11 protein-coding genes are annotated in these 13,717 nt (G+C 56.8%); 5 read left to right on the forward strand and 6 right to left on the reverse strand.

Annotated features, from left to right (window positions below):
* Positions 1–12: 12 nt before the first annotated feature.
* The 3 genes from BN984_RS18790 to BN984_RS18800 form a co-directional block, all read right to left on the reverse strand.
* The gene (locus BN984_RS18790) at positions 13–327 is read right to left on the reverse strand and encodes a hypothetical protein (protein ID WP_049969050.1); all 315 of its coding nucleotides are present in this window, start codon (positions 325–327) and stop codon (positions 13–15) included.
* A 24-nt stretch (positions 328–351) separates the two neighbouring features.
* Positions 352–1,281, reverse strand: coding sequence for a hypothetical protein (locus BN984_RS18795; RefSeq protein ID WP_049969051.1), 930 nt, complete (start codon positions 1,279–1,281; stop codon positions 352–354).
* A 147-nt stretch (positions 1,282–1,428) separates the two neighbouring features.
* A complete protein-coding gene (locus BN984_RS18800) occupies positions 1,429–1,758 on the reverse strand; it encodes a hypothetical protein (RefSeq protein WP_049969052.1) in 330 nt (109 codons plus the stop codon).
* Between the two features lie 138 nt (positions 1,759–1,896).
* Between BN984_RS18800 and BN984_RS18805 the strand changes: the two genes are divergently transcribed.
* Positions 1,897–3,249, forward strand: coding sequence for a metallophosphoesterase family protein (locus BN984_RS18805; RefSeq protein WP_049969053.1), 1,353 nt, complete (start codon positions 1,897–1,899; stop codon positions 3,247–3,249).
* Positions 3,239–6,142, forward strand: a complete 2,904-nt coding sequence (locus BN984_RS18810) for an AAA family ATPase (RefSeq protein WP_081909283.1) — start codon at positions 3,239–3,241, stop codon at positions 6,140–6,142. The genes BN984_RS18805 and BN984_RS18810 overlap by 11 nt, the downstream gene beginning before the upstream one ends.
* A 514-nt stretch (positions 6,143–6,656) precedes the next feature.
* Here BN984_RS18810 and BN984_RS19880 read toward each other — a convergent pair.
* The 3 genes from BN984_RS19880 to BN984_RS18825 all read right to left on the reverse strand — a co-directional run bounded on the left by BN984_RS19880 (position 6,657) and on the right by BN984_RS18825 (position 9,279).
* The gene (locus tag BN984_RS19880; RefSeq protein WP_222114943.1) at positions 6,657–7,889 is read right to left on the reverse strand and encodes an HNH endonuclease; all 1,233 of its coding nucleotides are present in this window, start codon (positions 7,887–7,889) and stop codon (positions 6,657–6,659) included.
* Positions 7,882–8,721 carry a transcription initiation factor IIB family protein gene (locus BN984_RS18820; protein ID WP_222114944.1) on the reverse strand — a complete coding sequence of 280 codons (840 nt, stop codon included), beginning with the start codon at positions 8,719–8,721 and terminating at the stop codon, positions 7,882–7,884. Before BN984_RS18820 ends, BN984_RS19880 begins: the two co-directional genes overlap by 8 nt.
* A 177-nt stretch (positions 8,722–8,898) precedes the next feature.
* Positions 8,899–9,279, reverse strand: coding sequence for a hypothetical protein (locus tag BN984_RS18825; RefSeq protein ID WP_049969057.1), 381 nt, complete (start codon positions 9,277–9,279; stop codon positions 8,899–8,901).
* A 77-nt stretch (positions 9,280–9,356) separates the two neighbouring features.
* Between BN984_RS18825 and BN984_RS18830 the strand changes: the two genes are divergently transcribed.
* The 3 genes from BN984_RS18830 to BN984_RS18840 form a co-directional block, all read left to right on the forward strand.
* Positions 9,357–11,435: a PD-(D/E)XK nuclease family protein gene (locus BN984_RS18830; protein ID WP_244877493.1), complete on the forward strand. Its 2,079-nt coding sequence runs from the start codon at positions 9,357–9,359 to the stop codon at positions 11,433–11,435.
* Positions 11,428–12,342, forward strand: coding sequence for a RecB family exonuclease (locus tag BN984_RS18835; RefSeq protein ID WP_244877494.1), 915 nt, complete (start codon positions 11,428–11,430; stop codon positions 12,340–12,342). The genes BN984_RS18830 and BN984_RS18835 overlap by 8 nt, the downstream gene beginning before the upstream one ends.
* The coding region (locus tag BN984_RS18840) for an ATP-dependent helicase (RefSeq protein ID WP_156037907.1) at positions 12,342–13,717 on the forward strand (1,376 nt) is incomplete at its 3' end. The genes BN984_RS18835 and BN984_RS18840, both read left to right, overlap by 1 nt.

Raw genomic sequence — 13,717 nt, forward strand, 5'->3', positions numbered from 1 at the left:
TAAAGAAGTGGCTCACATCTCGCGATCGATTTCGAGTTTGCGCATCGCCCGTTCGAATACGTCGGGATGACGGTGCGCTAGGTTCTCGAGGTGGTTGCGAATGGACTGCGCTGGATTGATGTCCACGTCATCCGTGTCCTGGAGTTCTCGCCAGAACTGATGCATCTCTTCACTCACTGACACGCCGATAGTGTGATCTTTCACACCCGTGTTCAGCGCGTTGTAATAGGGATCGAGGTCGAAATCGGATGCCTCTCGCCGTTCCTCACGCTGTTTCTCCTCGGAGGCGTCGTCCATCGCCTCACCGAACGGATTGTCGCTGCTCATGTTTGCTAATTCTTAAGCTTAATCTTAAAGGTATGTGTCCAACGTCTCGTCACGGATTTCGACGACGTCTTCGGCAGCAAATTGCTGTGCCCCCGCGCGGAATGCGTGATAGCATTTTTGCCGGGTGTTCCGTGGGGTTCCATCACTGTACTCGACGATAGTATCGATCGCGCTCGCTGTGTACGGGTCGGAGGGATACCCACCGTCATACTCTTCCTCGCGTGCCCAGGCTAACCAGCGAGCGATGAGTTCCTCTGTCTCTGCGAACTCAAATCGTTCGAGTGTTCGATCCTTCGCGACGAGTCGAGAGCTCAGCGTTTCCCGCAACTCATCGATACGATTCCCAGCACGCTCCGTTCCGAACAAGAAGAGGATGAATACAGGTTCGCTCTCGCCGAGGTCACCGACGCTCTGCAACGCCGCGAGCAGTTGTTCGAAGGTTCGCGTATTCCTGGCTGCGTCCTCGAGTTGGTCGACCTGGATGATGCATGCGATGTCCTGAGCTTCGAGCTGCTCAGCAACGTCCTCTACAATCTCCCGTACTTCGTCCGTTGCATGTGGATATGAGTCCGGGACGTCGAGGTCGTCAAACGAACTGAGTTCATCGAGTAACCGCGTGTAGAATCGACGTGTAGTGATTGACTCGACTTCACGGATTCTGGCTACACGGAACTCATCACTTCGCGGGCCGTCCGAAAGCGCATCGTACACCAAGTCACGGAAGTGCGATTTGCCAGCACCACGTTCGTCGATGATCGAGATGTGGCCAGCACGATTGAGTATGTGACTCGCTACTTCATTGAGCAGACCTTGATTGACTCGCACGGCGATACTGGCGTTCGGAAGGGTTTCGGCAGTGAAGGGAATCCGATCTGGCTTGATCCCCAGCTGTTTCGCGTACGCCGCTTGTGCCTCCTCCGTCTGGTCAAGGGCGTCGGTGAATTGATCGCTCATAGTGGTTCATCATACTGCTCCGACTTAAATCTAAGTTGAAGATTAATCTTAAGATTAAGATACGGCCGTTTTTGACCTACTTCGGCTGACAATCGATGCCACCATTTTAACCAACAACCCACGGACCAGCTCGATTTTGTTGGTTAATTATTCGCTCTGACTCACCGGCCCCTTATACTTCGACTTGATCTTCTCTCCATCTCTCCATTGCCAGTAGTAGTACTGGTTGTCGTTGATCTCCTTCACCGTGAGAGTGGCTTTCGTTGGAACGTCATTCGGAAGATCTTCAGGACGCTCGTCGACGCCTTCTGCGTTGCCCTCCTCAGCGTCGCGTAATCGCGCTTCACGTTCTCGATATTCTGCAAGTGCCTCGGCGTAGCTGCCAGCTGCGCGGAGCGTCTCAACATCACAGTTGTCGAGTTGCTCTACAAGTTGGGCTGGCAGTTCTGGTGGGGTTGTCGGTTCGGAGTATGGCATCGGACTCACCGTCCGGACAGGACTTAACCAACAATGTCGGGGAGTTTGCATAATTCTGTTGGTTAATACGATTGGACTTGTTCTGTCGTCTCGCTAGACAGGAAACTTTGATATGAGCTTCACATGACAGTCAACTGAATGGGAGTTACGTTCCTCCACACCGCGGATTTCCATCTCGGAAGTCCACTCCGCGCTGTGGAAGCGGCATCTGAATCATTGGCTGAGCGCCTGCAGCGAGCGACGCACGAAGCCCTCCGTCGAGTTATCCAGGTCGCCCTCGACGAGGACGTCGACTTCGTCGTTGTCGCTGGCGACCTCTACGATCAGCAAGCGCGCTCAGTCTACGCGAATGAATTTCTCGTCAATCAATTCGAGCGGCTCGAAGACGCCGATATCCCGTGTTATGTTGTCCACGGGAATCACGATCCACTGGGAGCAGGGGCGGAGAAACTCCCCTTACCCGATAACGTCCACGTGTTCGGTGCAGACGACGTCGAGACGGTTCTGTACCCCAACGACGACGAGCCGGAGGCCCGCATCATGGGCCAATCCTATGGAAGCCAGTGGGAGAGCAACTCTCTGTACTATCACTACACACCGCCGGATACAGCAATCCCGAATATTGGCCTGCTCCACACGGGCCTGAATCCGGATGGCCGGCGGTACGCCCCCTGTGGGCCGAGCGACTTAGCACAGAAGGAAATCGACTACTGGGCGCTCGGGCACATCCATACGCCACGGCTCGTCGACGGAGCGCCAGCGGCGTACGCTGGGATACCACAAGGACGAAATATTGGTGAAACTGCCGTCGGCGGGTGTTTGCTCGTCGACGTGGATGCAGGTGGCGACCCTGACATCGAGTTCGTTCCGACGAGCCCGATCGTCTGGCAGGAAATCGTAGTCGACCTCGGCACTGCGAGCACAGACGACGATACCCCCCTTCGCAACCTTGCAGATGCGGAAGGGTACCTCGAGGAGCGTATGTTAGACCTTCGGGTAGCGGACCAGGACTCTCTCACTGACACCCTTCCGATGCCGGTGGCTGAGACAGACTGGATGCCAGAGGGGTTCGTGTGTCGATGGACGCTGAGTGGCCGTGGAGAGCTATCTGAAGCGCTTGATGAGGAAGCGACGGATGTGCTCGCCAACCGTCTGCGGGAGCGCAGCAGTAGCGCTTCACCCTTTGTGTGGACCGAGTCCGTCCGTGATTACTCTGCGCCACCGCTTCCAGACCTTGAGACGTTGGTAGAGTCGGACGAGATCATCAGCGAATTGGTTGAGCTTTCCAACGAGATACGAGCGGACGACGCGGCACGAGCTGCGCTGCGAGCGAGGACAGGTGACGTCTGGGAGTGGCGGACGGACGAAGAACACGAAGACGTTTCAGAGGAACGGATTGCGTTGGACGAGGAACGACTAGACGACCTGATTGACCGCGCCGTCACTCGGTCAATCGACGAACTTGCGACACGGAGGGACAATGCGAATTAAGAACTTCGATCTGGACGATTTCGGATGCTTCAGGCGAGCTCGACTCCAAAATGTCGATGATGGATTGACCGTCATCGCTGGCCCACAACGAGCGGGCAAAACGACGTTTATGGAAGCGGTTCGCCATCTCGGCTATGGGATTCCTCGCGGCAATGGTCTCCCACCAGCAACGGACCAGTATGACCTCACGGCCGATGTCGTCGTCGAGGGCGCTGAATATGAGCTGGCACTCACTGGCTATGGTGATCCTGCACTTGCGCCTGTCAATGGTGCCCCCGATCGAGCACTTTCGGATGTGTTCGGCAATCTAGGGCCCGCACAGTACCAGCAGCTCTTCACCATTAGTCTCGACGAACTCCGGCGGTTGCCAACGAGTCTCGATGACGACGTTAGCCTGTCGGCAATCCTACTCGGTGCAGCATATGGTGACGTCCTCAAAATCCCCCAGATTCAAGAGTCATTCAGTGATCGGGCGAAATCAATCGGAGGCAAACACGGACGATCGGTCTATGACCTCAAAGGGCCGATTAACGAGATTCAGTCGGGGGTCGATGCGCGAGACGCCGCCGTCACTCAGGTCGACGAGCACGACCGGAAACAGGCTGCTCGTGACGATGTGAATTCCCGCATCGCGGAACTTGATGAAGAGATTGCTGATCTATCAACGGAACAAACCCGTCTCAACACGGTCCTCACGGAATACGAGGAGTTCGAGTCGCTTCAGGAGCTTAATTTTGAACTTGATGGGGCTGACCTTGACAAAGTCGATGCATTCCCGACAGACCAACTTGACCGCGCTCGGCAACTGCAAAGTCAACTAGCGGAAGGGCAGGAGGAATTGACGACTGCGGAAGAAGCGTTCGCTCGACAGGTTAGTGCGGAGGATCACGAAGCGTATCGCGACCGGCTACTGGATGCCACGTCTACGATACGGGCGTACAACAAGGAAATCGCTGGCTGGCGTGAGCGGGTAAATTCACTACAAGAGCAACGGTCTGAGCTTGCGAAAGAGCGTCGAAAACTTCGCTCCCAGGCTGCGGACTTGCAACCTGGGTGGGATGGCGAGTCCTTGCTTGACCGGGTTCGTGATGTTGAGACCGACCTGTTCTCTCGCGATGAGGTTCGGTCGATTACGCGCTCCTGTGAGGATCTCAAATCCGAATTAGATGAGGTCGAGCGCAACCTGAACGAGAAAACGACTCGTCACGAACAGCTGGAACAGGAAATCGACACTGCAACCGACTCATCATCTGAGGCGTCTCACACACTTCGTGACCAGCTTCCCGTCGCTGCGGGTGGGACGGTAGTTGCGCTGATTGTGGGGAGTGGGGTGGGCGTTGTTGGTGGCGCGATTCCTGGTGTCGTCATCACGCTCGTGATAACCCTGATTGTCGGCGCGTATGCCGCGTCACGGCTTGAATTCGAGTCCCCTGAAGTCGATGGCATATCTGTCGAGACGCTTCGAGCAGACAAACGCAGCCTGACTGCCGATATTGAAGGCCTGCGCTCTCGAAAAGCGGATCTCGAAACAGAGTATTCGATCGATACCGAGCAATTGGACTCCCTCCGAGAGAAGCTCGGACTCTCAAACGATACGAGTCCTGCTGCCGTACGAGAGTTCTATGCTGACATCTCCTCGCTCCGAGGCGATCTCACGACGCTGGAAGGAGACGTCCAAGCCCTCGATGAGAAGGAGGAAACTCTCCGTTCAGACCTCGCAGCAGCCGCCGATACCATGTCCGAACTCGGTGTTCTCGATACTGACGATATCGACCCGCTCGAAGACGCAGAGAAATTGTTCGCGACGATCGAAAATACCGAAGACGACCTCGATCTCGCACAGGCGGTCACGACAGCCCAACGGACCGTCACCAGTCACAAAGATGACCTCCGTGATCTCTTAACCGAGTGGGACGATGCACCAGATCTCACCACTGCTGATTCAGCTACTATCGTTCGTACGGCCGACCAGTTTCTCGAACGCGGTGAGAGCGTCACCGAGCTCGTAGAAGCGCGGGAACAGCGCGACGAGATTCGTGTCCGACTCAAGCGCCGACTGACGGCGTCAGCCATCGAACCAGCGTTTGAATCGTACCGCGATTCAGAGGACGACGATGACGACTGGGCGCTCGCTGCGTTCGAGCGCGTCGTTGAGGAGTACGCTGATAGAGAGGCGATCGAGGAGCGACTCGATACGATTGGGGGAACCATCGAGAGCCTTGAATCGGAACGATCGGATCGTGTTGAAGACCGGGTTGAGCTCACGAGAGAGCTCGAAGAGCTTGCCTCTGATGACGATGTCCGCGAGGCACATGCGACGATCGAGGCGGGACGACGTCGGCTCGAGCCGCTTGCCGAGGAGTATGCGACATCTCGCATCGCCGAGTACCTGCTGAACGAACTCCACGAACGCTTCATTGACCGGACGACAGGGCCACTCCTCGACGAAGCCAGCGAGATTTTCGCGCGAATCACCGACAACGCCTATACCGAGGTTGACTCCACTAACGAGTTCGACAATCTCGACTTCCAGTCGGTGCTCGCTGATGGCCAGACACAACGTACCGCGGAATTATCGCGAGCCACCGCCGAGCAGCTGTTCCTCGCGATTCGCCTTGCTCGGATTCGTCGCCATGAATCGTCGCTCCCCGTTTTGCTCGATGATTCGATGACGAACTTCGACCCCGCTCACCACGTTCGAACGCTGCAGACGATTTCCGAGTTGGCGGATACGAACCAGGTTTTCCTGCTGACGTGCCACCCGGAACTTCTTGAACGAGTCGATACGCACACAGATAGCGCCCAGTACTGGGGTCTTGACGATGGTCAATTCGATGGGCCTTACTCGAAGCCAGACGAACCCTGCGAACTGCTGGAGCCAACCTGGTCGTAGCTAGATGTTGAATGAATATCGTCTGACAGATGGACGTGGTTTGCTGAATATAGAGGGTGAATTCCGCATGGAGTTGAGATGAGGTTATGACCGTCTGACACTCTCTATCAGTTCAATCGAGTGCCGAATGAACGGCTGACAAGCGAACTGACAATGCCAAGCCCACAAAATATCAGTAGCGATAGAACGGCAAATTCCTGACCCAAGACTCCTGTCAAGTACAGTTTTTACCTGAAGAGGCGACCCACGCGTCAGGTACACCGTATAGACAAGGCGGCCGAGATAGAGGACGGCGGCAATGGGGACACCCACGAAGAACGACACGAGTTGGGTCTCATCGTATCGGGAGCCTCCTGTCCATATAATGACCGCACCCGCGAGGGACGACCTGAGTATGGGTCCGGCAGCCGACGAGCTCATCGCGACAATCAGGCCAGAAGTGAACTCCTGAGACTATCTCGATGAGGCCCGTGAGTTCGTGGGAGTGCGTGGTGAACAGAGTCTTGGACCGAATCTAACTCTGCTCTTGCGAGGCGATTGTCTCTGCGTGGTACTGGAGATGGGCTGATGAGATGTCGTGAGAGTCGACAACTGTCAGCTCCTCTCCTTCGACGGCGGGTTCATCCTGGTGGCGAACGGTCAACGTCTCCGGGTCGACTACTACCCGACCGTAGTCGAAGTCGGCATGATGGTTCGGACACAACACGAGAACGTTCTCCAACTCGTCGGGGCCATCGTGGGGAGCTCCAAGTGGCCGGATATGGTGGGCCTCTGCGTAGGGGTCTCCTCCTGGTCCACGACGAACGTCGCCACAGAGCTGGCAGCTGTGGCCGTACAACGCTTTCACTTCACGAGCTAAGGCAGTGTTGCGGACAACCCTGCTCTGTGTTGTCTCGACACGCTCGGGCTCTGGCGTCGCAAGGTCAGCCGCTGCCTCGGTTGGATCCCCATTAGTCACCGAATCGAGTGAAGCGACGCTCTCCGGCCGGTACGTCGTCTCTGGTTCCATCGTTTCTTCGAGGAGATCCTGTACCTCGTCCACCGATGTTACGAGGAGGTCCCCCGGGGGATGCGAACACGTGAATCTGATGTGGCGCTCGACTGTGCCCCTCGACAGACTGAATTCGTCTGCGAGCATCTCAAGTGTCACATCTGGCCCCTCCCGATACCGGTCGCGGATCGCTGCACACTCCGACTCGGATACGTCGTTGCTTCGCTCTCGCCTCTCACGAGGTGGAATATCTACGTCGTGGTTACACTCCCCGTTGACGTGCCGAAGCACAGTCTGATACTCGTGATCCGCCGCTTTTGCGTAGGCCAACACGTTCCCGGTTTCTTCCACACCGTCGCGGAACGCAGCACACTGCTCTGCGGTGATATTGGTACGTTCCAGTAGCGTCTCCCGAGCCACGGTCACCCCCTCCGTATCCGGGTGTTCGCAGTTTCCAGAGAGATGTTTTACGAGCGTTTTCCACCTTCGCCCCGTCTCTTCGGCCAGTGAGTCTGGGGATTCGCCCGTTGCGGCACGTCGTCGAAGTGCCGTACACTCCGTCTCACCAACGGGTCGTCTCGCCGCCGCAGCGATCGGATCGACGTTCCCTGTGTGGTCGCACTCACCGGACACGTGATCGCGAACGGTCGCTCGAATCACGTCATTGTCGTGTGCGATCGAGAACAGCGACTCGTTCCGGTTGTGCCGTTGTCGCCACTCGTCACATGTGTCTACACTGACCTCCGATTCAGACATGGTTGAACCTCTTGGCGTGTCTCTGTATCGTCTGTGCGGTGACACCGACCGTATCTGCGACCATCTCTGCGTCTCCGTCTCCCCCATTTGCATTGACGACGGCCAAGTACGCGCCCCCAGCGACCCCCGCCGGGCTCATGGCACCGTTGATGTGCTCGGCATCGTCTACTAAACGCTGTGCGTCCTGAACGTACACGGCTGGATTGTTGTCGAACTTCGCTTGGATGAGGCCGAGCCCCTCCTCTACACTCTGTGGGGCGAGTGCATCGACGGTCACGTCGTCAGCCAACCGGAGATAGTCCCGGTAGTTGTTCCGAATCGAAACGGGGGTCTTGTTAACGAGCTCTGCAACGTCTGCCTGACGGATATCAAGGTCGTACTTCTGGACCACCGCGTATAACACACTTCCAGCGACTGTCGTCGGTGCCATTCCGCTGTGGAGTCCTCTCTCCTTTCCTCGTTCTAGGATCGCTCTCGCATCGGCTGCCTGTGCTGCGGTAAACTCGAACTCCTTGATACCATCCTCCAAGTACGAATCCGGTTCGACTGGTGTTGGTTGTATCCCCAGTTCGGTCATCAGCTTCGCTCCGAGGTGTTGGATGTTCTTCTGACTCTTCCGACTCACATCGGCAATGTCAGGTAGCGATATCGGTTCATCCTGCCGGGTACACGCGAGATAGACAGTCGCCCCAGCAACCGAGTCAAGCGAGTCGTACGCGTAGTCCGTTCGAAGTACCTCACCACAGATACGGATCGCATCTCGCACGGTCTCTTCTTCTGCCCCGAGGGTCGTCCCCATCCGCTCTACTTCGCTCCCGAGATAGAGGAGCACCGTCCGATCAGAGTATCGTCCACGCACTGTGCTTGATAGTCGTGTGTTACAGTATCACTATTTCGATTGCTGAAAGGCCTGGAGTGATATTCGATAATCCTCTGGTGCGAGATACGCGCTATCTATGCAGCACGGCTTCCTCAATCTATCACAAACTGGGTGTTTCAGTAACTTTCGTTATCCAGATTCGTTCTCTGCAAGCTCCTTCGCCCGATGCAGTCGTTTCTGGAGGTCGTCCCGAGGTGAGGAAGCGTTGTTGAGGTAACGCTCGATGATTTGAATCTCGTCGTGGTATCGGTTCTCCTTCCGATAGACGATTGCTAGATGTTTGTAATACCACGGCGCTGGATCGCCAAACTCCTCCTGTTCAGTTTGCTCAATACACCAGAGGAGCAACGATTCGGCCTCGTCGTGGCGCTGCTCGCGCTTTAGCTGTTTGATTGTATCGACTGAATCGGTGTAGTGATCGAACGAACCAACCGAGGAAGCCGTCGCTGAATCCTTCTTTGGGCTATCATCTGTTTTGCTTCCGAGGGCACGCAGTAATCGGCGGAACATGGTTTCTCGCGTTATATCTCCGTCATCGTATAGTCACGTGCTGAAGATTTATCAAATGAGATGCAGACGACAGTACTATGTCTGCAATTGGTCACACAATGACGGAGCTTCCCGGTGAGCTTCATCTGTTCTCTCCAACCGGCCCCCCGCTTGAGGAGCGAGTCGCACCTATCTTCGCCGAGTGTCTGCATGAACACGATGTCGGCGATATCCTCGTGTTGAAGCGGTTCCCGACTGGCATCGAGACGTTTACCGATGTCTTGGCCACTCACGTCGACTCCGTTGAACGACCAGAAGTGATGTCGCTCACGCGGTTCGCCCGGACAATCCTCGAAGCGAGCCAAGAGAACCCGACGCTCGTCTCCCAGCATGAACGTGCTGCAGTTCTCGCATCGGTCCTCTCCGAGTACGAATGGACCGACTCGTTTCTGCAGCAAGCATCGGCATTCGATGCCTTCGAAGACGACGTCGGTCGTTTCACCTTGGCAGCAGCGTGGCAAAATCAGAACGTCGACGCGAACGATTCGTCGCTCGCTGAATTATTCGATTTCACGACCCATCTGCAGGAGGTTCTTGTGACGAACGGGTATGCTGAGCGTGCGAGCATCATCCCACGAACATTAGAGTACCTGGAGACGGAGACCGCACGTCCACCGATTCTCGATCGGTTTGACGTGATTCTGACTGTAGAGGTCGAGGAGTTCTCCGCCTTGGAGCGCAGATTCTTGGCAGCCGCGTCGACGGGCACTGAATTGGTGTGTGTCGGAGAACGACATGGGAGTATTCAGCGGATCAGGAACGAACCTGGAGACATCACCGATCATCTCCAGATGGAAACCGTCGTCCACGATTCCTCGTCTCCCATCTCGGGCCCTGCCCAGGTAGCAGCGCATCTCGCGACCGGCGAAGCGCCACAATCGGCAGCTCCGGACGGCCTTTTCGAGATAACCGAGGAAACATTCGCCGATCAGGTACAGACCGTCGCAGAAGAAATCGAACGCCGTCGAACGACAGAGGGGTGGTCGTACGACGAGTTTGCGGTCGTCCTCAAAGATTCGAGTTCACCGATCCAAGAGACCGTTCGGATCTTACAGCAGGCAGGCATTCCGACGGCGTCTATCACCACGAGTGCGATTTCTGATGACCCTGCTGCCCGGGAGTTGTATCACGTTGCTCGATATCTCGAGTCGGGCGGAGACGACCAATCTCGAACGCTGCTCGAAGCCAGAGTCCCGGACTTCACGACGATTCTCGACGATGACGAGCTGGCGACTGCATCGGTTTCGGACGCTTTGACGACCTGGGTTCTCGACACAGATCTCAAGCAACGGGTCGCTTCGACCGAATCACAGCTGGAGGCTCGCATCCAGTTCCAGCACATCGGGCGCGTTCTCGACCTCGCACGGTTCGTTGAGGACTGCCCGCTGCTGGACTCCTCGTGGGACGCGTTCTGTCAAGCACTGGAGCGAGCATTCCGATACTCCGCGCCCGACTTCTACAGTGAGGTCGACGTGAAGGAGGGCGGGGTCCTCGTCGACTCTGCCCGCGTGGTCAAAAACGCTTCCTGGAAGGCGGTGTTCGTCTTGAACGTCGTCGAGGAGGAGTACCCTGCAGTCCCACGGTTTTCGTCGCTCTTTCCGATTGCACAGCTCAAATCGCTCCCCGAATATCCTGCTGTCACGAGTCCGACTCGGGACGAGGTTTGTGAGACCTTCCCGACCGCAGACGACGACATCAACCATCCGTTCTCGGCGTACTATACTGAGCTGAGCCGACGGCTCCTCGCGGTTGGCGCCAACGCGGCGACGGATCAACTGTACTTCTGTACCTATGCAGAGAACGCAGCAGATCCAGGAAAGTACAAACAGCCGTCCCGCTTCTTGCAACAACTTCGGGGCCAGTTCGAGTTCGACTCGATCACCCACGAGGACGTCCATAGCCAGGGTCGTGCTGCAACGAGGGTCCTCTCCAGCGTTGAGCGTGCTCTCCAGGACGTACGGACAGCACCCGTCACTGGCGACGACGTCGGCCTGGACGCGGTTGAGACGCAGTTCGGCGCGATTCAGCAGCTGTTGGATGAGACGGATGACCCAGAACTTGAAGCCGCATTCGAAGCGCATGTCGACTTCGCTGAAGGGAGGGTTCGCCGTGACTGATTCTGACCGGTCGCGACCGTTGTCTCCCTCCCGTCTGGGAACGTACACTCGGTGTCCGCGTCAGTACGAATATAAGCACGACCTCTCTGTCGCGAACCCCGATCAAACGCGCCGATATTTAGACCGTGGGCTGGCGCTGCACGGCACTATTGAGTATGTTTGTGAGACCATAGCAGGAGAGTCGGATGAAGAGATTCGTGCGCTCGCGCTCGATGCCTTCGCCGACGAGTGGGACGGTCGCACGAGTCGCACTGAGTACGCCACTGCTGCCCACTACGAGTACGATAAACAGCTCGCCCGTGCCGCGATTGAGGCTTACTTCTCGACCGGTCCAGGGCTCGATCACGTTCGTGGATCCGTTCTCACGGAAGTCGAACTCGAATGTGAACGAGATGGGATTTCCCTCCACGGATACGCTGATAACGTCGTCCGTACGGACGACGGCCTTCAGATCATCGACTACAAACCATCCGTCAGATACGAGCTCTCGACGAGCGATCGCGCAAAGGAGAAGCTCCGCGAGCACCTTGCCGGCGAGGACTACCACCCCCGTATCGTCAAGAGCGCGATTCAGGCGGCGACCTACATCGAAGGGGTCCAGAATACATCCGTCTACGAGCAGGGGATGGAGGTCGTCTTCACGTACTATGGACTGCTCGCCAACACGGATCTCGAAAAGAGTACTGCCGGCGTCCAGCCCCGTGTCTCGGGCTATGGTCGCGATGTCGAGGAAACCTATTACAGCGAAGAAGAAACGATCTGGGGGCTGATACAGCGGGCACACGATGGGATCCGTGAGGACAACTACGAGCCCATTCGGTGGGACGCGATTCGCGAGAATGCCTGTGAGCGGTGTGATTATCGTTCTATGTGTACCGATGCACTCGCAGAGGAGGTGCAGTTCTGATGTCGCCTCCTCCCGCTGAAAACGACCCCGACGAAGAGCCGTCGCCGCGGATTTCCCAACAGCGTATCATCGAGTCTGGAGAGTACCCAATGCGGGTGTTGGCCGGAGCTGGGACCGGGAAGACGTTCACGATGGTTCGGAAGATCGAGCACCTGATCAACGAACACGACGTCTCACCGGATCGAATCCTCGCATTAACGTTCACGAACAAGGCTGCAGACTCGATGCGCGAGAAGTTGAATGAGAAGCTTGGCGCACCAGGATACGATGTGAACGCATACACCTATCACTCCATCTGCCACGATATCCTTCGAGAGTATGCGTATCACGCTGCAATCGATCCGCAATTCGATGTCGTGAATAACGCTGATCGAACCACCCTCATTCACGAAGCGCTCGACGAAATCACCTATCGGTTCACCGGTCCTGAAGTCTATGGCCCCGATTCACATGCTGATGGGGCAGCAGGCAGCCTGCTCAAATTCATCTCCACGATGAAGAGCAAAGGAATCTCGCCAGGCACCATCGAGACATTCCTTGGTGACGCTGACCGACTCCTGGAACTGGAGGCACTCGTTGACCGAATTGTCGACCGGGCGAATGAGACAGTCCGGGTCAGCTGGCGGGCCCCGTCTGCAGACCGCCTCGAGGAGATGCGTGACGGCCTCGCCGACCTCCAGCAATCGATTGCAGACGAACGAACCGCGGTCGGCCAAACCGGTGTCGAACAGTCGGTCGCGACGTATCTGCGCGGCATGGAGGAGACCTGTACCTCCCTCGCGGAGCTATTAGAAACGGAGCAGGCGTCGATTATCGATGGTGAGCACAAGCCCGCGTTCCGTCTACCCGCCTATCTGTTCGGGACGTACTCCAGTCCACCGAGCGGTATCCCCGACTCGATGTCCGTCACGCTCACCGGGAAACTTCGGTCGTTCGTCGAGGAATGCCAGGAGGCAGCCGATCTGGCCGCTGGCTATACAGCGTACGAGCAACGCCTCCGCGAGGCATCGCTGGTCGACTTTGCCGACTTGATCGGTGCGACGCTCGATCTCCTTGAGGATCCGGACATCCGTGCCGAGATTGCGGGACAGTATGATTACGTGTTCTGTGACGAATTCCAGGATACAGATGCTGTCCAGTTCGAGCTGGTCGACCAGCTCGCGGACGATGACAAACTGTTCGTGGTCGGTGATGATGACCAGGCGATCTACGAGTGGCGTGGGGCGGCAGTCGAGAACATCGGGCACCGACTCGAGGAACGCTACGAGACGCTGGTTCCAGAAACGCTTGAGGAGAACTTCCGCTCCAAGCAACCGATTCTGGATGTCGCGAACAATGTCATTGCACAGCTAGAGGCCCGTGGAAGCGAGAAGGA

It is taken from the genome of Haloferax prahovense (genome assembly GCF_000723845.1).
Classification (GTDB): Archaea; Halobacteriota; Halobacteria; order Halobacteriales; family Haloferacaceae; genus Haloferax; species Haloferax prahovense.

Bases quoted from the DNA above. Each gene is read 5' to 3' on its own strand.
- BN984_RS18790 (WP_049969050.1), bottom strand. From the start codon at position 327: ATGAGCAGCGACAATCCGTTCGGTGAGGCGATGGACGACGCCTCCGAG.
- BN984_RS18795 (WP_049969051.1), bottom strand. From the start codon at position 1,281: ATGAGCGATCAATTCACCGACGCCCTTGACCAGACGGAGGAGGCACAA.
- BN984_RS18800 (WP_049969052.1), bottom strand. From the start codon at position 1,758: ATGCCATACTCCGAACCGACAACCCCACCAGAACTGCCAGCCCAACTT.
- BN984_RS18805 (WP_049969053.1), top strand. From the start codon at position 1,897: ATGGGAGTTACGTTCCTCCACACCGCGGATTTCCATCTCGGAAGTCCA.
- BN984_RS18810 (WP_081909283.1), top strand. From the start codon at position 3,239: ATGCGAATTAAGAACTTCGATCTGGACGATTTCGGATGCTTCAGGCGA.
- BN984_RS19880 (WP_222114943.1), bottom strand. From the start codon at position 7,889: ATGTCTGAATCGGAGGTCAGTGTAGACACATGTGACGAGTGGCGACAA.
- BN984_RS18825 (WP_049969057.1), bottom strand. From the start codon at position 9,279: ATGTTCCGCCGATTACTGCGTGCCCTCGGAAGCAAAACAGATGATAGC.
- BN984_RS18830 (WP_244877493.1), top strand. From the start codon at position 9,357: ATGTCTGCAATTGGTCACACAATGACGGAGCTTCCCGGTGAGCTTCAT.